Source organism: Allobosea sp. P1_A7, assembly GCF_056406775.1.
The window spans coordinates 1-21,404 of record NZ_JBFTZN010000026.1; the positions used below are offsets into that span (position 1 = coordinate 1).

The following is a 21,404-nucleotide window of genomic DNA, read 5'->3' on the forward strand; positions in this document are numbered from 1 at the left end:
GTACAGCGCGACGAGGCCGCGGAGGCCGCGCGCGCCGACCATATTTCCCAGCGCCTGGCCGAGCTCGATGTCTTCCAGCTCCGTTTCGATGCGACGCTGCGCAGCTTCGACGAGCGCCTGGTCACGATCCGCAAGGAGGCGCAGCGCCCGATGCGGCAGGCGACCATCCTGCTCGGCTCGCTCTCTGGGCTCGCTGCGTTGATGTCGTTCGTGACCCTGACCCTGATCCTGCTGGACCGGTGATGCGATGAGTGAAGTGATCGTCCCCGATCAGACCCGGATCAGCCCGGCGCCGACCGTCGCCTGGACGCCGCTCGGCGAGAACGCCATCCTGATCATGAGCACCTGCGACGCGATGCCGGGCAAGGTACCTGTCGCCGTCGACGGCAATCCGCGCAACAAGGCCGAGACCATGGCGCTGACCTGGCGCCGGCCGCAGGCCGAATCCTCGGCAGCCATCGGCTTCCTTTGCCTCGCACCCGCGCCCGCGACCGACCGCTCCGGTTCCGGCGCCCTGCTGCTCGGTCGCCCCGGCCGGCCGCTGCGCCTCGTGCTGGCATCGAAGCCGCTGCCGCTGCAATCCTTCCTTGCCGGTCTTGCCGAGGATTCCGGGCAGGCTTTCCCGATGGTTGTCGACGGGCTCCTGGAGATCCTGCTCGCCGGAAAACCCAATCCGCGCCGCCTGCGTGCAGCCTCGATGCTGCTCCAGTCGATCGCCAAGCCCGGCGGCTTCGTCGAGGTCATGGGGCCGATCGACGACGGCGTTTTCATTCAGGGCTGGACCTCCGATTTCTCGGCAGGCCGGACCAAGCTGCTGATCGCCCATGGCGGGCTGTCCTTCGCCGTTCTGGAGGCAGGAACCTTCGAGCGCGACGATCTTGCCGATGGCGCGCGAGGCTTCTTCGGCCTGCTCGAAGAATGCCAGATCCGGCATCCCAGCGAGATCGAGCGGTTGTTCTTCCGCGCCACGGATGGCTGGCGCGCACTCGATGTCTATGAGCGCCATGTCCTGCTCGAACCGATCACGGTTCCCGGCCATTTGCGCGACGGGCTGCAGCGCGGCAGCGCGCCGCAGGCGACGTCGGACAAGCTCCGGCGTGCCTCGCAGCGCTTCGACGGCCGCGACACGGTCGCATTGCTGGAGGCGCCGGTGCGGGCCGGCATCGACGACGCGACCATCGTGGAGGGCACCGGCACCCTGATCATCGGCTGGCTGTTCGATCCGGACCGTCATGTCAGCGCGGTGACGCTGCGCTCCGGAAGCCAGTCCTGCGTGCTCGACCGCGTCTGGACACGCGTGTCGCGTCCGGACGTCGCAGATGCCTTTGCAGGCGATCCGCGCTTTGCCCATATGCTCGGCGGCCGCCGCAACAGCCACGGCTTCATCGTCTTCGCACCGAAGCTCACGCCGGAGCCCGGCCAGCCGCTCTATCTCGAGTTCGAGATCGAGGGGTCAGGCCCTGCCTTCCTGCCCCTGGAGGCCGGGCGCGGCCAGCCGCGGCGCACGCTCGAACGCGTCTTCGCGCTGCTTGATCCGAAATCCTCGACCGCAGCCTCCGTGGTCGAACGCCAGATCGCTCCCGCCTTGCAGGCCGCCGAGATCGCCCCGCCGCGCGTGATCGAGACCATCGATATCGGCGCCTTCAAGGCTGATGCGAATCTGGGGCTGGTGATCGGCCTCGACCATCGCCAGCGCGAGCTCTCCTCGCTCTTCGCCCTGCTCGCGATCGACCCCGAGATACGCCCGGTGCCGATCGTGCTCGCGGTCCCCGGCGAGAGCTTTGACCGGGTCGGTGCCGAGGCACGCCGGCTTGCTCGCTTCTACGGCCTCGCCGTGCGGCTTGCGCTCGTCGATGGGGTCGAGGACGCCTGCGACGCGATGGAGGCCGGCGCGCGCGCCTGCCGCTTCCAGACCATCGCGTTACTTTCGGGGGCCGCGCAGATCCGCATGCCCGGTTGGCTTGGCCGGCTCGAGCGCGCCTTCAAGGCGCGTGGCGGACAATGCGTCGCGAGCCCCACGCTGCTTTTCGAAGACAACTCGATCCGCTGGGCCGGCGCCTGGATGGAAGGGGAGGGGCCGAGCCGGCGTGTCTTCAATCGCTTCGTCGGCTATCCCCTGGAGGCGATCGGCAATCTCGGTCCGATGGAAGTCGCGGCCGGCGCCACCGAATGCTGCGTGATGTCGCGCGCTGCCTTCATCGAAGCCGGGGGTTTCGCCCGCAACTACTTCACGACGGCCGAAAAGGGCCTCGATCTCTGCCTGAAGCTCAGGATGAACGGCTTCCCCTCGCTCTGGGTGCCGGAGGTCGAGGTTTACGTCGTCGATGATGGCGAGATGGCGCGGCCGCATCTGGTCTCGCTTGCCCAGCTCGCCGACCGCTCCAGCTTCGACCGTCGCTGGGCGCTGGCCGTTTCGAACATGCGAGGATGATGATGCGCGTACTCGTCGTGTCCCATGGACACCCGACCCTGTCTCTCGGCGGCGCCGAAATCGCCTCCTACAATCTGCACAAGGGCCTGCAGGCAAGCGAAGGCCTCGACGCGCATTACCTTGCCCGTGTCGGCTCGCCGACGCCGCGTCACGCCGGTACGGCACTGATGAGCCTGCGCCAGCGCGGCGGCGAGCTACTCTACTACGCCGAGGAATACGATCACTTCCTGCTCTCGAACCGGAACACCGAGGAGATCGAGCGCGATTTCGTCCGCGTGCTGCGCGACCTGAAGCCGGATGTGGTGCATTTCCACCATTTCATCGGGCTCGGGCTCGAATGCCTGTTCGCGGTGCGGGACACGCTGCCTGACGCTCTCATCGTGGTGACCTTCCACGAATATCTCAGCATCTGCCATCATCACGGCCAGATGGTGAAGACCGGCGCTTTCAAGCTCTGCTACCGGGCCTCGCCGACCGATTGCAATGCCTGCTTCCCGGATATCGCGCCCGGCCGCTTCCTGGCGCGCGAGACCTTCATCCGGGGCATGCTCAATCTCGCCGATCATTTCATCTCGCCGAGCCGCTTCCTGGCCGAGCGCTACCAGGATTGGGGCCTCTCGGCCGATCGCTTCTCGGTGATCGAGAACGGCATCGACGTTGCCGAGGTCGCACCGCCCCGGCCCTTGCCGGACAAGACGGCACGGCGTTCGCGCTTCGCCTATTTCGGCCAGCTCACGCCCTACAAGGGGGCGGATGTGCTGATCGATGCGGTCACCCGCATCCCGGAAGCCGTCTGGGGTGAGGATTCCATCCTGCTCGTCTATGGCGGCAATCTCGAGCGCCAGCCCGAGGCCTACAAGAAGAAGTTCGCCGAACTCGTCGAGAATGCCGGCCGGCGGGTGCGTTTCTGCGGTGCCTTCCAGAACCACGAGATGCCGAACCTGATGCGCTCGGTCGACTGGGTGGTGATGCCCTCGGTCTGGTGGGAGAACTCGCCGATCGTGATCCAGGAGGCCTATTTCCACGGCCGCMCGATCCTTTCGAGCAATATCGGTGGCATGGCCGAGAAGATCGTCGACGAGGTCAACGGCCTGCATTTCCGCTCGGGCAGCTCGGAGGATCTGGTCGACTGCATGACGCGCGCCCTGAGCGAGCCCGATCTCTGGTCGCGCCTGCGCGCCGGGATCACCCGTCCGCTCACCCATATCGACTGCGCCGCCCAGCATATCGCGCTCTACCAGCGCCTGATCGAGCAGCGCGGCATGCCGGTTCCGGCCAGCCGCGCGGCCACGCCGATGATCGCCTGATGCCAGAAGAAGCCGACACGAAAACCAGGGGAGACAGAACCATGGCCCGCATCCTCGTCATGATCCCATCGGGAGAGGTCTACGACCATGACAATGTGCGCTGGTACCAGCACGCGGATCTCGCGAGCCACATCAACCACTACCATAATATCGGCGACGCCTTCGTCTTCGACTCCTCGTTGAAGCTGCTGAATTTCGAGAAGCTCGACGTCCTGCCGATCGCCAATCCGGACATGGCGCTGATCGACCGGATGAACGCGGAATACGACTACGTCTTCCTGCGCGGTTCGAACTATGTCCATGCCGAGATGGAATGGAACCAGACGGCCGATGTGCTGCGCCGGCTAAAGATACCAGTCATCGCCTTCGGTATTGGCGCGCAGGCGCCGGTCAGCGGCAAGCTGGAGCTCAGCGAGGACACCAAGACCGTGCTCAGGCTGATGGCGGATTCGACCGCCTCGCTCGGCGTGCGCGGCACCTATTCGGCCGAGATTCTCAACGAGATCGGCATCAAGAATGTCCGGATCATCGGTTGCCCCACGGCGTTCCGCGCCAACAGGCCGGATCTCGCGATCAAGTTGCCTGCGCTCGACAGCGTGAAGAAGGTCGGCATCACGCTGCGGCGCGAGGTCTCGCCGACCTATGCGCAGGACATCAAGCGCTACCTCACCTTCCACCGCGACCTCGTGAAGTCGCTGGCGGGCCGGTTCGAGGCGACGCTGATGGCGCAGGGCGAGATCGAGGAGAAGAAACTCGCGCTGGGAACGCCGGAGCAGAAGGAGGAGGCGATGGCGGCGCTGCGCGGAAACGAGTGGGCCACCTCCTGGTACCTCGATGAGGCGATGGAGGCGCTCTATCGCGGCCGGATGTTCTATTCGGACGTGGTTGCCGATTACGAGAATCTCGTACGCAGCCTCGACCTCGTGCTGGGTTACCGGCTGCACGGCAACCTGATGGCGCTCGCCAACGGCACGCCCTCGATCTACTTCACCTATGACAGCCGCACGGTCGAGTTCGCCGAGACCTTCCAGATCCCGAGCTTCGACGTTTTCTCCGGCCAGGATTTCAGGCTGGAGGAGCATTGGGATCAGGCGCGGTTCGACCGCTTCAACACGACCTATGCCCAGGTCTACGCCGCGATGCGCGACTTCCTGGTCGAGAACAAGGTCGACACCAAGATGCGCGCCCCGGCGGTCAGGGCGGCGGTCGCCCCCGCCATTCCCGAGGCCGAACGAAAGGTGGCCTGATGGTGGAACGCACCATCCTTGCGGCCACGCTGGCGGCCTTGCCGCTGCTCGCCGTTCCGCACCTGTCATTTGCGCAGGCTCCCGGCTATCGCGTCGAGATCGTTCCCGGCGCCACGGAGGAGACCGTCTACGCCTGGTCGCGCCAGCGCTGCGAGGAATGGCATATTCCAGACGCGCCATTGCGGGCCTTCCGCAATCAGAACGGCGCGGTGGTCGCCTTCGCCAGCAATTACCGCAACCGCGCCATGGCCGGCCCCAGCCTCGACCGGATCGGGATTTCCTGTTCGGTCTCCTTCGAGGCCAAGAGCAGTCCGGACCCGAGCGAGTTCAGCGACAAGAACTGGCTGACCGCGACATGGACCAGCGACGGTCGCGACGTCTTCGGGCTGATGCATGCGGAATACCATGCCGACCGCTACGGCAATGCCTGCCGCTTCAAGGACAGGATGAGCTGCTGGTACAATGTCGTAACGGCAGCGCATTCGACTGATGGCGGGCGCCATTTCAGCGCAGAGCCGCGCCAGCTCGTCGCCGCGCCGGCGTTCCGCCAGGATGTCGGCCAGGGGCGCCATCGCGGTTTCTTCAACCCGTCCAACATCATCGAGCGGGACGGCGCCTGGTATGCGCTGATCGCGACCACCGGCGGCGAGGGCCAGAAGGGTGGCGTCTGCCTGTTCCGCAGCACCGACATCAAGGATGCCGCCTCGTGGCGGGCCTTTGACGGCACCGACTACACGGTGCGCGCGGTCGATCCCTATCGCGAGGACCTGTCGCAGGCGAAGCCCTGCCAGCCGCTCAAGGGACTGCCGACCACGGTCGGCTCCGTCACGAAGCACGAGCCGAGCGGACTTTATCTGGCGGTGCTCCATCTCGGTCCCGACCCCAGCCAGGGGATCGCGGGCGGCCGCGTCGCCTATAGCTGGTCCGCGGATCTGCTGCGCTGGTCGCCGCTGCAGACGCTCGTCGTGCATCCGACGATGTGGAGCAAGAACTGCGCTGACACGACCCGCTACGCCTATGGCGCGGTTGCCGACCCCGACTCCACCTCGCGCAATTTCGAAACGACCGGGGACGAGGCGTTCCTGTTCATGACCCGGATGCGGGTGAAGGACTGCAAGCTCGGTCCCGAGCGCGACCTCGTCCGCGTCAAGATTCACATCGTGAAGGACCAGCCTTGAAAATTCTGCGTGCCACAACGAACGAGATCGTCGTCTCCGTCGCGAGGCGCCCCGATGGGGCCTGGCCGGCGCTGCGCCTGCGGCTCGACGGCCAGGATTATGCGACGATCCAGCCGGGCGCGGTGATAACCGGCGATGCCGTCGTCGCCGAGCTCACCATCCCGCTGCCCAGGCTCGCGGACGGTCGGCCGCGCGAGATCGCGGTGCTCGATGCCGAGAGCGGCAAGATCGCGCCCGGCTCGGGCCTCGCCCCGATCGCGACCGAGAAAAGGCTGCGCGCACTGGTGATCTACCCGGCCGGAGAGGTCTACGAGCACGACAAGGTGCGCTGGTACCGGGCGCCGATGGAGAAGCTGCTCTCCGACTATTTCAACATCGGCGACATGATCGTCTTCGACTCGACGCTCAAGCTGCTGCGCTATGCGCATCTCGAGCCGATGAAGATCATGAATCCGACAGAGGCCGATATCGAGCGCTATGCCAGCGAGTTCGACTACGTCTTCGTCCGCGGCTCGAATTTCATCCATGAAAAAATGGAGTGGTTCCGTGCCGTCGAGGTGCTGGAGAAGGTCAAGCTGCCGGTCTACGCCATCGGCGTCGGCGCGCAGGCGAGCCAGAACCGCGCCATTGAACTGCCGGACGCCTCGAAGCGGTTCTGGCAGATCGTTTCCGACCGCTGCGCCGCCATTGGCGTGCGCGGCGCCTTCAGCGCCGAGACGCTGCGCCATAACGGCATTCGCAATGTCGAGGTGGTCGGTTGCCCCTCGATCTTTCGGACCCGCAAGCGCGATCTCGCCATCCGGGTTCCGGACCAGCGCGAGATCCGCAAGGTCGCCTTCAGCCTCAGGCGCGAGGCGGACAAGAGCTATACCGCCGACCCGGAGGCCTATCTGCGCAACCAGAAGGCCGCGCTTCTCAAGGTCGATCGCCAGAGCGAGATGGTGATGTCCTCGCATGGCGAGCAGGAGGAGAAAGCCTTCTTCCTGCGCGACGAGAAGGCGATGGAGAAGGCGGTGGCCGAGTTCGTTCACACCGGCTGGTGGAGCGGCGCCGATGATGCGGCGATGCGCCGGATCTACGAGAAACAGCTTTTCACCTTCTTCGATGTCGAGCGCTATGACGCGTTTGCGCAGGGGCTCGATCTTGCGGTCGGCTACCGCGTCCACGGCGTGCTGCCGGCGGTGGCGCAGGGCGTGCCGGGCGTTCTCGTCGCCTATGACACGCGCAGCCAGGAACTGGCCGAGACCCTGAAGATCCCTGTCGTGCCGGAGTCCGCCCTCGCCGAAGGCGGGTGGCGAGCCGTCTATCAGGAAGCGCAGCTCAACACGCTCGCGAAGAGCTATGCCGCCTCCTACGACCGCATGCGTGACTTCCTCGACAGGAACGGCGTTCCCCACCGGATGTGAGGCTGACCCGTTGTCCTGAACCCTGATTGTTGAAGGGGGAGGGCGAGCTTCCCCGCAGCGCGTAAGCTGTGGGGGCGCCTGAACCGAACACCCTGAAAGAGGCCGGCGGCATGGTGTCGACGGCCAGGAGCGGCAGGAGCAGACCATGAAGATCGAATACGACGCGGGCACCGCGCTCACGATCATGCGCGGCAATCCGGTGCGCGGCTGGATCTCGGGCAAGCCCGAGCGCATGGCCAAGGAGCGACTGACGACCGGCAACTATCTCTCGGTCGAGCATAAGCCGAAGTTCCAGATCGATCCGGCCTGGCCGATTTTTACGATGGGCTCCTGCTTCGCGCGCGAGGTCGAGAACATCCTGATGATGCGTGGGCTGTCGCTCCTGCTCGAAGGCCACGGCGTTCCGGCTGAGCATTTCGAGAGCTGGAACGAGGCGACGGGCCGCGGCGGTGGTGCGGCGCGCGGAAGTCTGAGTCGCGGCGCGCTCAACAAGTACTCGGTGCGGTCCATGACGCATGAGCTCAAGCGCGTCCTGCTCGACGAATCCTATCCGCATGAAGGGCTGATCGAGCTCGCCCCCGACCAGTGGTTCGATCCGCACGCCAGCGGCCTGAGATTGCTCGACCAGCAGACCGCGCTTGCCAACCGCAAGCGCCTGACGGCCGCGACCTCGCGAATCAGGGACGCGCGGATCTGCTTCTTTACGCTGGGGCTGACCGAGACCTGGCTCGACTCCGAAACCGGGCTCGCCATGAATATCCATCCCATCCGGAGATGCGTTTCATCGTTACCGTTTCGCCCGTGCCGCTAGGCGCGACGTTCAAGGATGCCGACGTCATCGTGGCCAACAGCGCCTCGAAATCGGTGCTGCGCGCCGTCGCCGAGGAGCTCTACCGGCGCTTCGATTTCGTCGATTACTTCCCGAGCTACGAGATCGTCCTGAACTCGCCGCGTGCCATCGCTTTCGAGGAGGACCAGCTCCATGTCGCCCGCAAGATGGTGGCGACGGTGATGGAGACTTTCGAGCGCAGCTATCTCGGTCAGACGATCGGCGCAGCTGGCAGCCCGGCCCTGGTCTGACCCAGGCCCCTCGGCGCCGGATCAGTCCGTCCCCGTCCACACGGTGGTGATCGCCTCGATATCGGGGCGCCGGCGCTCGGTCGGCGCTWCCTTCATCGTGCCGATATGGACGAGGCCCGCGAGCTTCTCGCCGCTCGAAAGCCCGAACAGGGCGTGCACGCCGGGGCTGTAGGCGGCCCAGCCGGTGAGCCAGTTCGCGCCGAAGCCAAGCGCGTGGGCTGCGGTGAGCAGGTTCATGCAGACCGCCCCGGCGGAGAGATCCTGCTCCCAGACCGGGACACGCGCCTCGGGGTCGCTCTTGCTGACGACCAGGACGATCAGGGGCGCATAGGTCAACGAGCGGCCGATGATCCCGGTGAATTTCTCACGCTTCTCGGCATCCATCGCCGCGTTCTCGGTGGCATAGAGGCGCGAGACGCGCTCGCTTGCCCGTTTGCGCGCTTCTCCCGCAAGCACGATGAAGCGCCAGGGTTCGAGCACGCCATGATCGGGCACGCGGGCGGCGATCGTCAGGATGCGGGCCAGCGCTGCAGTCGGTCCGAAAAGTGGATTGCGGCCTTCGGGAAAGCCGATGCAAACCCGAAGACTCAGATCACCGATGATTTAAGCCCGGCCGGCAACCTCGACCAGCCTCAGATCGGCGATCGGCGCCGGTCTTGCCAGACGCGCTAGGGCCACCTGCAGGGCGTCGATATCCTGCTCCGGGCTCGGCCGCCAGCCGCATGGACAAGCGTCCTCATGGCGATGGGCATCGGAGACCTCGCGATAGATCGAGCCGATTGCCTCGGCGGCGAGCCGCATCACGGTCATCGGGGCGAGCTGGGAATCGTGCAAGGCGTTGCAGAATGCCGTCATAACCACCTGCCGCAGCGCGGCGCGGGCGGCCTCGGTGTTCTCGTCATGGATCAGTTCAAGCGGCACGGTGCGCGTCCTCTCGCCGATGGTTGGGTTTCTCACCTTGGGCGGGACCGAGCGGCTGCGCCGATGCCTCGAGCGCAGCAGTCAGCAGGTCGACGAGACGCTGCATCCGCGCCGGCAACGCCTGATAGGCGGCCGGGCTTGCATTGGCGGGGCCCTTTGCGAAGGCGAGCGCCCGACGCAGTTCGAGGGTGGTCGCCTTGGTCCGCAGCGTTTCCTGGATGATGAGTTCGTCGCTCCTGCCGATTGCCGCAACCACGTCCCCTGCAGAAATCTCGCCCATCTCGATGCCTCGCCGTGACCGATTCTTACATGGCGAAATCCAGTACGCGCGAGGGGGTTGTAGTGCAATTTATTGTTTTCATTGAATAAATAGAACAGTTCGAAACTGCGGGGTGGCATTGGTGCCGCAAGGTCAGAATCATTCAGCCTTGGTTCATCGAGCGCAGGATAGGCGCCATGCTGGCAGGCGTGTGCGGCAACCGGGAAAACCCGGGCGCGGACGTGTGTTGTTCCGATCCGGGGGGATCATCGTTCTTGCTGAAGTCAGTCGAAGCGCCTGGCATTGCCGAAAGCCTGCCCTCCGATCGGCAGGTCGCCTGGCGCTTTGCCGGCTTGACCGGCGGTTTCTGGCGTGGAGCGACCCGTGGCAAGGCCTGGTTCTGGACGCTGTCGCTGGCGGCATCGATCATCTTCAGCGTCTTCGTCAATGTCACCGTCAATCGCTGGAACGGCTGGTTCTTCGATGCGCTGGAGAAAAAGGACACGGAGAGCGCGCTGACCGCCATGGCGGTCTTTCCGGTGCTCGCGCTCATTGTCGCCGGTATCGGCGTCGCCATCCTGGTCACGCGCGAGACGCTCCAGGTGCACTGGCGGCAATGGGTAACGGCAAAGCTCGCTGACGGCTGGGTTGGAGAGCGACGCTTCTTCCGTCTGAGCCTGTCGAATGACGAGCCGGCCAATCCCGAATATCGCATCGCCGACGATGTGCGCTGGGCAACCGAACCGCTGGTGGATTTTGCCATAGGTCTGCTGTCGGCTTTCATCACCATCGTGATGTTCATCGAGATCCTCTGGGAGATCGGGGGCGCGCTGACGATTCCGGCCGGCTCCGGGGCGATCACCATTCCGGCCTATCTCGTATTGGCGGCGATCCTCTATGCGGTGCTGGTTTCGCTTCTGATCACCATTGTCGGCCGCCGGCTGCCGCGCCTCGTTGCGGCTCGAAACGAGGGCGAAGCCAAGTTGCGCTTCGCCCTGATGCGCATTCGCGATCATGGCGAGCCGATCGCGCTCGCTCGCGCCGAGGCAGGCGAGCGTCGCGCCGTTGCGCGCACCTATGACAGCCTGGCGCAGCGCTGGCTCGCCATGATCCGCCAGCGCGGCAGGCTGACCTGGATCACCAATGGCAGCGGCGCGCTCGTTCCGGTCGTTCCGTTGCTGCTGGCCGCGCCGAAATATCTCTCCGGCGAGATGTCGCTCGGCGGGGTCGTTCAAGTCGCTGCCGCCTTTGTCGCCGTGCAGAACGCCTTCAACTGGGTGCTCGACAATTTCATGCGCATCGCCGAGTGGCTGGCCGCCGCGCGGCGCGTCAACGAACTGGCCGACGCGCTCGACCGTGTCGAACAGAGCCGGCCGGATGATCATCTGACCGTGAAGCAAAGCCCTGACACTCTGCTGTGTCTCGCGGATGTCACCTTGACCGATCGCGATGGCCGCAACCTGGCCGCCGATCTCAGCTTCTCCCTGCCGGCCGGCGCGACCTTGCATCTTTCGGGCGAACTCGGGCTCGGCAAATCGGCGCTGATCCAGGCGCTCGCCGGTCTCTGGCCTTGGGGCAGAGGCGAGATTTCCCTGCCGGAGGGAGCGCGGGTGACCGTCGTGCCGCACAGCCTGCACCTGAGCGAAGGCAGCCTGCGCACGATTCTCGATACCGCGTTGACCCGTCCGGGCGATGCGCTTGCCGATGCCTTGCGCCGTTACGGGCTCTCTGCGCTCGCCGCGAGCCTCGACGAGCATCGCGACTGGGACAAGCTCCTGGCGACGGGCGACAGGCAGCGCCTGGCGCTCGCCCGCGCCGAACTCGAAGCGCCTGACGTGCTCCTGCTCGACGAATCCACCAGCGCCCTCGAAACCGACACTGCGCTCGAGCTCATCGCCGAGCTGCGAGCCGTGCGGCCCGGCGCCATCATCCTGCTGATGGGCCAGAGCCCTGGCTTTGCGGAGGCCGCCAGCCACCATCTCGTGATGAAGCGGGCCGGCGGCGTGGCGCGGATGGCCAATCCGGATGGCACGCCCGCCCTGAGGGCCAGTGTGGTGGAGCGGGGCCTGACATGACGGTCGTTTCGGTCCGCCTTGCCGCGAAACCCTGTGCCTCGGGCCCGACCAAGCCCGCCTTGCCTCATGCCGCAGGTCTGACGGACCTGCCTGTAACGGAGCTGATCGCATGCTGAACATCTGGGACGTCTATTGGGGCCTGCGGGTCGAGCAGTGCCCTTGTGACGTGCATTTCGTCGAATGGCTCGAGGAGCAGAGCCTAACCGGCAAGCGCATCTATCATTTCGGGACCGGCGGGCATCACTATATCGGCATCCGCTGCGCCGAGCCGGAGCTCGACTGCACGGTGCTGGGCATCACCGCCTCGCCCAAGGAATATGATGCCTTCGTCAAGCTGGCGACTGAGAACCCCTCGATCACCAAGACCTATTCCGCCTATTTCGGCGACATCTATACCAGCAACGCAAAGCTGCTGCCGCGCTTCGATATCGTCACCCTGTTCCATTCCTGCGAGTTCCGCAGCGAGAAGAACGATGCCTATGGCGCGCTTACCGATCTCGAGGTGATGCAGCTCTTCACCGACCAGACTGACGCCGGCGGCTATATCCTGTTCTATACCGGCTCCTTCGCCTATGCCTCGGCCGAGCCGATCATTGCGGATTGGGCGAAGTCGCGCCCGGTCGAGGAGGTCGGCCTGTTCAAGACGCTGCGCGTTTTCCGCAAGACTGCCTGAGGCAAGCCGCAGTTGCGAACGATTTGGAACGGCGCTAGGGCTGTTGCCATCGTTCACTCGAGAAAGGGGGGCTGCGTGATTACGTTCTTTCGTCACCATCGTCAGCGTGGCCCCGTTCAGGCCCTGCAAGCTGTCTTGCAGGGCTGACCCAAAGACGATCGCTCAACGGTTCTCTTCCGGTCTGCCCTTCGTGGCGGCGCAGCGTCGAGCCTCATGGCTCCGGTGAACTGCGCCTCTCCCAACCCAACGAGCTGACGCCGCACAGGCATCCGGCATCCGCATCCTCAAGGCCGTGGAACGCGCCTTTCCTGGATGCCGGACAACGGCTCGCGCAGTCCAGAGAACGATTATGGCTTTGATCAACGCCCGCAAACTTGGCGTCACGCTCGGTGCGCCGCTCTTTTCCAATCTCAATCTTGCGATCGGGGCGGGAGATCGCCTCGGCCTCGTCGCAGCCAATGGCCGGGGTAAATCCACCCTGCTGCGCTGCCTTGCTGGTTCCCATGAGCCCACGACAGGCGAGATCACGCGGTCGCGCGGACTTCGCGTCGGCTATCTCGAGCAGGAAATTCCCGCCGCGCTGCTGGCATTGCCCCTCTATGACCTCGTCCGTCGCGCGCTGCCGATGGAGCAGGCCGAGACGGAATCCTGGCGCGTCGACGTTGCGCTGGAGGCGCTCGAAATTCCCGAGGCGCTTCGCCGGCGCCCCCTTTCGCAGCTGAGCGGCGGCTGGCAACGCTTCGCCATGCTGGCCAGCGTCTGGGTGACCGATCCCGACATGCTGCTGCTCGACGAGCCGACCAACCATCTCGACCTCGCCCGGATCAGCCAACTCGAGGAATGGCTGAACGGTCTGCCGCGCGACGTGCCCGTGGTGATCTCCAGTCATGATCGCGCCTTCCTCGACGCGGTGACCAATCGCACGCTGTTCCTCAGGCTGGAGAGCTCACCGGTCTTCGCGCTGCCCTATACGCGGGCGCGCGCCGCGCTGGATGAGGTCGACGCCTCGGAGGAGCGCCGCTACCAGCGCGAGATGAAGGCGGCGCAGCAGTTGCGCCGGCAGGCGGCGAAGCTGAACAATATCGGGATCAATTCCGGCAGCGACCTGCTCGTGATCAAGACCAAGCAGCTCAGGCAAAGGGCCGAGCGCCTGGAAGAGGCGGCGAGGCCTGGCTATCAGGAACGCTCATCGGGCGCGATCAGGCTGGCCAATCGCGGCACGCATGCCAAGGTCCTGATGACCCTCGACGATCTTTCCGTCGAGACGCCGGATGCGGCGCTGCTGTTCAAGACCGGCAAGCGCTCGATCACCCAGGGTGACCGGATCGTGCTGCTGGGCCGCAACGGGACCGGCAAGTCGCGACTGATTGGCCTGATCAGGGACGCGATCGCGGAAACCGACGCTGCGCGCATCAAGGTCACGCCGTCGCTTGCCCTTGGCTATAGCAGTCAGAGTCTTTCCGAACTCGCCGATAGCGATACGCCGCATGGCGTGATCACCCGGCGCTTCGATGTCGGCGACCAGCCGGCGCGCAGCCTGCTGGCGGGGGCGGGAGTGTCGATCGACATGCAGAGCAGCCGGATCGGCGCGCTCTCGGGCGGGCAGAAGTCGCGGCTCGCCATGTTGGTCTTGCGCTTGGCCAATCCGAATTTCTACCTGCTCGACGAACCGACGAACCATCTCGACATCGAAGGGCAGGAGGCGCTGGAGGGCGAACTCATGGCGCATGAGGCGAGCTGCTTGCTGGTTTCGCATGACCGCAGCTTCGTCAGGGCGGTCGGCAATCGCTTCTGGCTGATCGAGAATCGCAAATTGGTCGAGATCGAGGGGCCGGAGGCATTCTTCGCTGCGGCTCAAGCCGGAGAAACCTGAGGTTGGCCAAAAGCTTGGGCTGAAGCGGACAGTTGTCGTCGGGCCGTCGCAATGCCGGCCCGACACGACCTGCGTCAGCCTCATGGTGCGCATTCGCCGCGTCGTCCCGTCTTGTGGATCGCGGCCGAGGCGCTATCTGTCGGGGCCGGGGCGCTGCGGTGCCTCCCGTCCGCAATCGACGCGAGCACATTCCCACCTCGCGCAATTGACCACGAGAGAGCATGTCGTACGGCCCGCACGAGCCCGGAATGCCGCTGCGCAAACGCAGTCGCTGGCGCTGGCTCGGCCCACTTGCCAGCACGGTCATTTTCGTCGCTTCGCTGGCCGTCCTCTGGCTGATCATCCGCGAGATGGAGCCGGGCCAGGTAGCCGGTGCCTTCGCCGATGCCAGCCGCCGCCAGATCGGGCTGGCGCTCGGCTTCACCGCGCTGAGCTATCTGCTGCTGACCGGCTATGATGCGCTGGCGCTGAGAAGGCTGGGGATGTCGATCCCCTACCGAACGACCGCACTCGCCTCCTTCACCAGCTATTCCGTGTCCTTCACGCTCGGATTCCCGATCGTGACGGGCGGCACCGTTCGTTACTGGATCTACTCGGCCAAGGGGGTGCGCGCCTCCGAGGTCGCTCGCCTGACGATTATCGCCGGCCTGACCTTCTGGCTCGGCCTCGGCGCGATCCTCAGCGCCTGCCTGTTCTATGCCACCGATTCTGTCGCGATGCTCGCGCGCACCTCGCCCTGGGTCGTGCAGGTCGTCGGTGGCGCCACGGGGCTCGCCATCCTCGGCTATCTCGTCTGGGTCGCGACCGACGAACGCACTWTCCGGGTCCGCGGCTGGAATCTGCCGCTGCCGGGGCTCGGCATCACGCTAGGCCAGATGACACTTGGCGCCTGCGAGGTCTGCGCCGCCGCCGCCGTGCTCTTCGTACTGCTGCCCGGCGGCTATGGGCTGGAATATCCGGCTTTCCTGGCGGCCTATGTCTTCGCCTGCCTGATCGGCATCGCCGCCCATACGCCCGGCGGGCTGGGAGTCTTTGAGGCGACGATGCTCGTCGCCCTCAACCGACTGCCCTATGGCCATGTGCTTGGAGCCCTGCTGCTCTTCCGCATCATMTACTACCTGCTGCCCTTCATCCTGGCGCTGGTGATGCTGGCGCTCCACGAAATGATCCGCCGCATCAAGCGCCACGATATCTAGGGTGCCGCCCCTTCAGATCATCTGACCTGATCTCGTATCCGGTCAGATGATCCGACTGCTGTGATTGCCGCGTCTTTCTCGTAAGCCGCAATCCACTTTTCGGATCGACGCTTTAGCGGCTGCTGCGCGCTGCGTAGGCGACCTGGCGGCTGCTGCGCTTGTGCCCATACCAGGAGGCCTCGCGCGCGCCGACATCCGCATGGACGATGCCGTTCGAATAGGAACCGACGCCGCCGGTGCTCGCGAGGGCCTTGGCGGCAGCGACCGCGCTGCGTGTAGAGGCGGCTAGTGGCCTGAAGTCGATCGCCTTTCCGCTATAATGGTGCGAGTTCCGGGCATGGCGACCGCCGCAGGTCGAGGTGATCTTGATCGGGCCGATCTTGGCGACCAACTCGCTGATCATCGCCAGGGTTTCCGGTTTGAGGCAGCCCAACCCCTTCACTTGCGGTTGGAAGGAAACCTTGCCGGCGGGGACATTGGCTTGAGCGGTCGCAGGGAGGCATACTGCAACGCATGCAGCCAAGATAAAATGACGCATAAAAGACTCAACAAGACTAGGGAGAATGGAAGGCTCAAGCCACCAAATTCTTGGTCTGGCTGAGCAGTTCCATGTCCGAATAGTGTCCGTAGAAGGCCAAAAGATGGCTGGCCATGCCGATGGTCATCGTTCCATCGATTGAGCGTCATTATCCGTAGCCTTTCCAAGTCCGATGTTGTCTCAATAAAACGATGATAATTGGCTGAAAATACATTCTTTATCTGAGCGAGAGCGGCCGGTCGCAATTCCGATCATGGTCGAGACAGCCTCGGCCTCCGCGGCACCCGGCGCGTCGCCGATAGTGACCACCCAAGCGCGCTTCGTTCCTGCTGAGATCCTGGATGGCGTGGATTTCGCCCAGTGTCGCCGCGCGCTGTGGGGGGCCTCGCAAGTGCGGGGGGCATCTCGCCCGGAGCGATTGGCAGAGCGCGTGCCAGCCCCTATGAGGGCGCCAGCTTCCTCCTGATAGGCATGTTCACATGGTCGATGTCGTCGATCCCCACGCGCCGGCCACTGCAGCGCTGATCGAGGCGCTGGGTTCCGCCGTGGTGCTGCTCGATGCGCAAGGGGTGGCGCAGGCACTGAGCCCAGCGATGCGCGCGCTCATTCCGGCGCTCGAACGCGGCCAGTCGCTCACGCTCGTCCTGCGCGACCCCGACCTGATCGACGCGATCGAGCAGGTTTCGCGCCGTGGAGGGCGCCGGGTCATCGAGCTGGTCGAGCGCGTGCCGGTCGAGCGCACATTCCGCATCCACATCGCAGCTTTGACCGGCGGCGTCTGGCGTAATCCCGTGGTGCTGACCTTCGAGGATCTGAGTGAGCTGCGCGTCACGGAACGCATGCGCGTCGATTTCGTGGCGAATGCCAGCCACGAACTGCGCACGCCGCTCGCCTCCCTTCTCGGCTTCGTCGAGACCCTGCAGGGACCGGCGCGCAACGATACCGGCGCGCGCGACCGCTTTCTCGCCATCATGCGCGAACAGGGTCTGCGCATGGCGCGGTTGGTCGACGATCTGCTTTCGCTCTCGCGCATCGAGCTGCGCGCCCATCTCGCGCCGGACACGCCTGTCGATCTCTCCGCGATTTCGCGCGAGATCGTCGACTCGCTCACCCTGATGGCACGCGAGCGCAAGGTGGCGTTGAAGCTCGAGACGCCGACCCAGCCGGTCCAAGTCGCGGGGGACCGCGACGAGTTGCTGCGGCTGATGGAGAACCTCGTCGAGAACGCCATCAAATATGGCCGTGAGGGCKGCGTGGTTGCAATCAATGTGGTCGAGGGCGCGAGCGAAGCCAGCGTCAGCGTTCGTGACGACGGGCCAGGCATCCCGCCCGAGCATCTGCCCCGCCTCACCGAACGCTTCTATCGTGTCGACACGGCCGCGAGCCGCGAGGCCGGTGGCACGGGCCTTGGTCTCGCCATCGTCAAGCACATCGTGTTACGCCATCGCGGCCGTCTCACCATCGAGAGCGAGTACGGCAAGGGCGCCCTCTTCAAGGCGATCCTGCCGCGCCTCGGCGCGATGATGCGGAGCCCGTCCTGACCAATGTGACGGCGAACGTGACGGTCTGTCATCTGTCTGTCACATGGAAGGTGTTCTAGCGGGGCTGCTAAAGACTGCGACCCAGACGAGGACTCCTCTAATGCGCAAAATTCTCATTCTCGCGGCTGCGACGATCGGCTTGGCCGGCGTTGCCCAGGCCGCCGACATTACCGGCGCGGGCGCGACCTTCCCCTTCCCGATCTACTCGAAATGGGCTGAAGCTTATAAGAAGGAGACCAATATCGGTCTCAACTATCAGTCGATCGGCTCAGGCGGCGGTATCCGGCAGATCAAGGCCAAGACGGTTGCGTTCGGCGCGACCGATGCCCCGCTCAAGGGCGAGGACCTGACCAAGGACGGCCTGATCCAGTTCCCGACCGTCATGGGTGGCGTCGTTCCGGCCGTCAACATTGCCGGCGTCGAGCCGGGCAAGCTGAAGCTCACCGGCGCGATCATCGCCGACATCTATCAGGGCACCATCAAGAAGTGGAACGATCCCAAGATCGTCGCCATCAATGCCGGCCTGACCCTGCCTGACGCCAACATCAACCCGGTCTATCGTTCGGACGGCTCGGGYACGACCTTCGTCTTCACCGACTATCTCTCGCGCGTTTCGCCGGACTGGAAGTCGAAGATCGGCACCAACACGGCCGTGCAGTGGCCGGTCGGCATCGGCGGCAAGGGCAATGAGGGCGTCTCGGCCTCCGTCAAGCAGGTCGCGAACTCGATCGGCTATGTCGAGTACGCCTATGCCAAGCAGAACAAACTGGCCCATGCGCTGGTCGAGAACGCCGACGGCCAGTTCCCGGCTCCGGACGACAAGTCCTTCCAGGCCGCTGCCGCCAATGCGAACTGGAACGAGGCTGCCGGCTTCGGCATCTCGTTGAACAACCAGAAGGGCGCCCAGGCCTGGCCGATCACCTCCGCCACCTTCCTGCTCGTCCATGCCAAGCCGGAGAAGCCCGAAGAGGTGCAGTCCGCGCTGAAATTCGTCGACTGGGCCTTCAAGAATGGCGACAAGCTCGCGCTCGATCTCGACTACGTGCCGCTCCCGGCCAACGTCAAGGATCAGGTCCGCGCCGCCTGGAAGGGCGCCACCGACCCGGCTGGCAAGCCGATCTTCTGATCCATGCTATGACGCGAGGCGGGTTGTTCCCGCCTCGCGTTCGACTTTGTGAGACCCGTTTCCTCGTGCTTCTTATGCGACCGGAGTAACCACGGATGGCTGCCGTGACAGACCAGATGGCCGCGCCCGGCGCGCCCGCCATTCGCCGCACTCCAAAGGGCACCTTCGACATTGTCTTCCGCAATGCCAGCCGGGCCGCCGCGCTCTTCGTGCTGGTGCTGCTCGCGGGCATCATCGCCTCGATGATCATCGGCGGCTGGCCCGCCTTCCGCGAATTCGGCCTTGGTTTCATCACATCCAGCGTCTGGGACACCCAGAACGAGCAGTATGGCGCCTGGCCTGCCATCGTCGGCACCTTGTCGACCGCGCTGATCGCGCTGGTCCTTGGCGTGCCGCTCTCGCTCGGCATCGCCGTCTACCTCACCCAGCTCGCGCCGCCCTGGTTCAAGCGCCCGGTCTCAACGACGATCGAGCTGCTCGCCGCCGTGCCCTCGATCATTTACGGCATGTGGGGTCTCTTCGTTTTCGTGCCGCTCTTCGCGGCCTATGTGCAGATCCCGGTCTCGAACATCGTCGAAGGCATTCCGCTGGTCGGCACCGTGCTGTATTCGCGCTCGCCCTCGGGGCTCGGCATCCTGACGGCCGGCATCATCCTCGCCTTCATGATCATCCCCTTCATCGCCTCGATCACCCGCGACATGCTGGAGCAGATCCCGTCCGTGCTGCGTGAGAGCGCCTATGGCATCGGCGCCACGCCCGTCCTCGTGATCGCGCGTATCCTTGTCGCGCGCGTCAAGTCCTTCTGAGCGGAGCCTGGCCATGAACAGCGCCGTCACCCCGCCCGCAACGACGCCTCATCAGGTCTGGGGCCGCGTCCGCCCCGCGCGTCGCACCGCGGATCGGGCGATGAAGATCATCGCCACCAGCTTCACCCTTCTCGCCATCTTCGTGCTGTTCTGGATTCTCGGCATGCTGCTCGTGAAGGGGATCGGCGGGCTCTCCGTCGCGACCTTCACCCAGGTCACGCCCGGTCCCGGCAGCGAGGGGGGCGGCCTTGCCAACGCCATTGTCGGCTCGATCGTGCTGACCTTCCTCGGCATCGCCGTGGCGACGCCGGTGGGCGTGCTCGCCGGCACCTACCTTGCCGAATACGGCAAGGGCTCCAAGCTCGCGGACTTGATCCGTTTCATCAACGACATCCTGCTCTCCGCGCCGTCGATCCTGATCGGCCTCTTCGTCTACGTCATCCTGGTCGAGCCATTCCGCGGCTATTCCGGCTGGGCCGGCGGCGTGGCGCTGGGCATCATCGCGATCCCGGTGATCGTACGCACCACCGAGGACATGCTGCGCCTCGTGCCGAGCTCGTTGCGTGAAGCCGGTGCTGCGCTCGGCGCCCCGCCTTCGGTCGTCATCACCAGCGTGACCTGGCGGGCGGCGAAATCCGGCATGGTCACCGGTATCCTGCTGGCCCTGGCGCGCATCGCCGGCGAGACGGCGCCGCTGATCTTCACTGCGCTGAACAACAATTTCTGGTTCTCGCCCAGCCTCGTCGGCGGCGTCTCCAACCTGCCGGTGACGATCTACCAGTTCGCCTCCGCCCCCTATGAGAACTGGCAGCAGCTCGCCTGGGCCGGTTCGCTGATCATCACCGTCTCGATCCTGTGCCTCTCGCTTATCGCCCGCCGTATCGTGCGGGGCGGCAAATGAACGGCCTTAAACCCTCGTCGCGTTCGATCTGAAGGAACAAGTCGATGCTTTCGACGCTGGAACTGAGCCCGCAAGCGCTTGATGCCGAGGCCCCCGTCCGGATCGCGGTCAAGAACCTCGATTTCTACTACGGCGAGCACAAGGCGCTGAAGAACATCAATCTCGACTTCCGGGACCGCCATGTCACGGCCCTGATCGGACCGTCGGGCTGCGGCAAGTCGACCCTGCTGCGCATTTTCAACCGGATCTACTCGCTTTATCCCGAGCAGCGCGCCACCGGCGAGATCCTGCTCGACGGCCGCAACGTCATCAGCAACGATATCGATGTGAACGAGCTGCGCTCGCGCGTCGGCATGGTGTTCCAGAAGCCGACGCCCTTCCCGATGTCGATCTACGACAATGTCGCATTCGGCATCCGCCTCTACGAGAAGCCGCCGAAATCCGAGCTCGATGACCGCGTCGAGGGTGCGCTGCGCCGTTCCGCGCTCTGGGACGAGGTCAAGGACAAGCTGAAGACCTCCGGCATGGGCCTGTCCGGCGGCCAGCAGCAGCGCCTCTGCATTGCGCGGACCATTGCCCAGAAGCCGGAAGTCATCCTGTTCGACGAGCCGACCTCGGCGCTCGATCCGATCTCGACCGGCAAGATCGAGGACCTGCTCGAGCAGCTCAAGACCGACTTCACCATCGTCATCGTCACCCACAACATGCAGCAGGCGGCGCGTATCTCGCAGTACACCGCCTTCATGTATCTCGGTGAGGTGATCGAATTCGACGCCACCAACACCATCTTCATGAACCCGCACAAGAAGCAGACGCAGGACTACGTCACCGGCMGCTTCGGCTGAA

General features: G+C 65.0%; 17 protein-coding genes and 3 pseudogenes. 16 read left to right on the forward strand and 4 right to left on the reverse strand.

What is annotated here, in order from left to right; translation table 11 throughout:
- The 7 genes and pseudogenes from AC1D34_RS06690 to AC1D34_RS06720 all read left to right on the forward strand — a co-directional run.
- A pseudogene (locus tag AC1D34_RS06690) lies at nt 1–243 on the forward strand (hypothetical protein); the annotation flags it as partial.
- A gap of 4 nt (nt 244–247) precedes the next feature.
- A complete protein-coding gene (locus AC1D34_RS06695; RefSeq protein ID WP_476823811.1) occupies nt 248–2,431 on the forward strand; it encodes a glycosyltransferase family 2 protein in 2,184 nt (727 codons plus the stop codon).
- A gap of 2 nt (nt 2,432–2,433) precedes the next feature.
- A complete protein-coding gene (locus AC1D34_RS06700; RefSeq protein ID WP_476823812.1) occupies nt 2,434–3,738 on the forward strand; it encodes a glycosyltransferase family 4 protein in 1,305 nt (434 codons plus the stop codon).
- A gap of 41 nt (nt 3,739–3,779) precedes the next feature.
- Nucleotides 3,780–4,985: a polysaccharide pyruvyl transferase family protein gene (locus tag AC1D34_RS06705; RefSeq protein ID WP_476823813.1), complete on the forward strand. Its 1,206-nt coding sequence runs from the start codon at nt 3,780–3,782 to the stop codon at nt 4,983–4,985.
- Nucleotides 4,985–6,163, forward strand: coding sequence for a glycoside hydrolase family protein (locus AC1D34_RS06710; RefSeq protein ID WP_441506377.1), 1,179 nt, complete (start codon nt 4,985–4,987; stop codon nt 6,161–6,163). Before AC1D34_RS06705 ends, AC1D34_RS06710 begins: the two co-directional genes overlap by 1 nt.
- Complete coding sequence (locus AC1D34_RS06715; protein ID WP_476823814.1) at nt 6,160–7,569, forward strand: polysaccharide pyruvyl transferase family protein; 1,410 nt, start codon at nt 6,160–6,162, stop codon at nt 7,567–7,569. Before AC1D34_RS06710 ends, AC1D34_RS06715 begins: the two co-directional genes overlap by 4 nt.
- A gap of 364 nt (nt 7,570–7,933) precedes the next feature.
- A pseudogene (locus tag AC1D34_RS06720) lies at nt 7,934–8,649 on the forward strand (GSCFA domain-containing protein).
- Between the two features lie 21 nt (nt 8,650–8,670).
- On the opposite strand, the gene AC1D34_RS06725 reads toward AC1D34_RS06720, so the two are convergent.
- The 3 genes from AC1D34_RS06725 to AC1D34_RS06735 are packed head-to-tail and all read right to left on the reverse strand — an operon-like array spanning nt 8,671 to nt 9,850.
- Nucleotides 8,671–9,249, reverse strand: coding sequence for a nitroreductase family protein (locus AC1D34_RS06725; protein WP_476823838.1), 579 nt, complete (start codon nt 9,247–9,249; stop codon nt 8,671–8,673).
- A 3-nt stretch (nt 9,250–9,252) separates the two neighbouring features.
- The gene (locus AC1D34_RS06730) at nt 9,253–9,570 is read right to left on the reverse strand and encodes a hypothetical protein (protein WP_441490770.1); all 318 of its coding nucleotides are present in this window, start codon (nt 9,568–9,570) and stop codon (nt 9,253–9,255) included.
- Nucleotides 9,560–9,850, reverse strand: a complete 291-nt coding sequence (locus AC1D34_RS06735) for a hypothetical protein (RefSeq protein WP_441490771.1) — start codon at nt 9,848–9,850, stop codon at nt 9,560–9,562. Before AC1D34_RS06735 ends, AC1D34_RS06730 begins: the two co-directional genes overlap by 11 nt.
- Before the next feature lie 254 nt (nt 9,851–10,104).
- Between AC1D34_RS06735 and AC1D34_RS06740 the strand changes: the two genes are divergently transcribed.
- From AC1D34_RS06740 to AC1D34_RS06755, 4 genes are all read left to right on the forward strand, one after another.
- Nucleotides 10,105–11,904, forward strand: a complete 1,800-nt coding sequence (locus tag AC1D34_RS06740) for an ABC transporter ATP-binding protein/permease (RefSeq protein WP_476823815.1) — start codon at nt 10,105–10,107, stop codon at nt 11,902–11,904.
- Nucleotides 11,905–12,013: 109 nt separating this feature from the next.
- A complete protein-coding gene (locus AC1D34_RS06745; RefSeq protein WP_441490773.1) occupies nt 12,014–12,577 on the forward strand; it encodes a hypothetical protein in 564 nt (187 codons plus the stop codon).
- Between the two features lie 349 nt (nt 12,578–12,926).
- Nucleotides 12,927–14,450, forward strand: coding sequence for an ABC-F family ATP-binding cassette domain-containing protein (locus tag AC1D34_RS06750; RefSeq protein ID WP_441490774.1), 1,524 nt, complete (start codon nt 12,927–12,929; stop codon nt 14,448–14,450).
- A 248-nt stretch (nt 14,451–14,698) separates the two neighbouring features.
- Nucleotides 14,699–15,646 carry a lysylphosphatidylglycerol synthase domain-containing protein gene (locus AC1D34_RS06755; protein WP_476823816.1) on the forward strand — a complete coding sequence of 316 codons (948 nt, stop codon included), beginning with the start codon at nt 14,699–14,701 and terminating at the stop codon, nt 15,644–15,646.
- 112 nt (nt 15,647–15,758) lie between these two features.
- Here AC1D34_RS06755 and AC1D34_RS06760 read toward each other — a convergent pair whose 3' ends face one another.
- Entirely contained in the window at nt 15,759–16,049 is a 291-nt protein-coding gene (locus tag AC1D34_RS06760) for a hypothetical protein (RefSeq protein ID WP_476823817.1), read from the reverse strand.
- Nucleotides 16,050–16,663: 614 nt separating this feature from the next.
- Between AC1D34_RS06760 and AC1D34_RS06765 the strand changes: the two genes are divergently transcribed.
- The 5 genes and pseudogenes from AC1D34_RS06765 (at nt 16,664) to pstB (ending at nt 21,403) form a co-directional block, all read left to right on the forward strand.
- Nucleotides 16,664–17,725 carry an ATP-binding protein gene (locus AC1D34_RS06765; protein WP_476823818.1) on the forward strand — a complete coding sequence of 354 codons (1,062 nt, stop codon included), beginning with the start codon at nt 16,664–16,666 and terminating at the stop codon, nt 17,723–17,725.
- A 100-nt stretch (nt 17,726–17,825) separates the two neighbouring features.
- Entirely contained in the window at nt 17,826–18,851 is a 1,026-nt protein-coding gene (gene pstS / locus AC1D34_RS06770) for a phosphate ABC transporter substrate-binding protein PstS (protein WP_441490778.1), read from the forward strand.
- A gap of 95 nt (nt 18,852–18,946) precedes the next feature.
- A pseudogene (locus AC1D34_RS06775) lies at nt 18,947–19,636 on the forward strand (ABC transporter permease subunit); the annotation flags it as partial.
- Between the two features lie 34 nt (nt 19,637–19,670).
- On the forward strand, nt 19,671–20,558 hold the full coding sequence (gene pstA, locus AC1D34_RS06780; RefSeq protein WP_441490779.1) for a phosphate ABC transporter permease PstA: 888 nt from the start codon (nt 19,671–19,673) through the stop codon (nt 20,556–20,558).
- Between the two features lie 44 nt (nt 20,559–20,602).
- Complete coding sequence (pstB, locus tag AC1D34_RS06785) at nt 20,603–21,403, forward strand: phosphate ABC transporter ATP-binding protein PstB (RefSeq protein ID WP_476823819.1); 801 nt, start codon at nt 20,603–20,605, stop codon at nt 21,401–21,403.
- Nucleotide 21,404 lies beyond the last annotated feature (1 nt).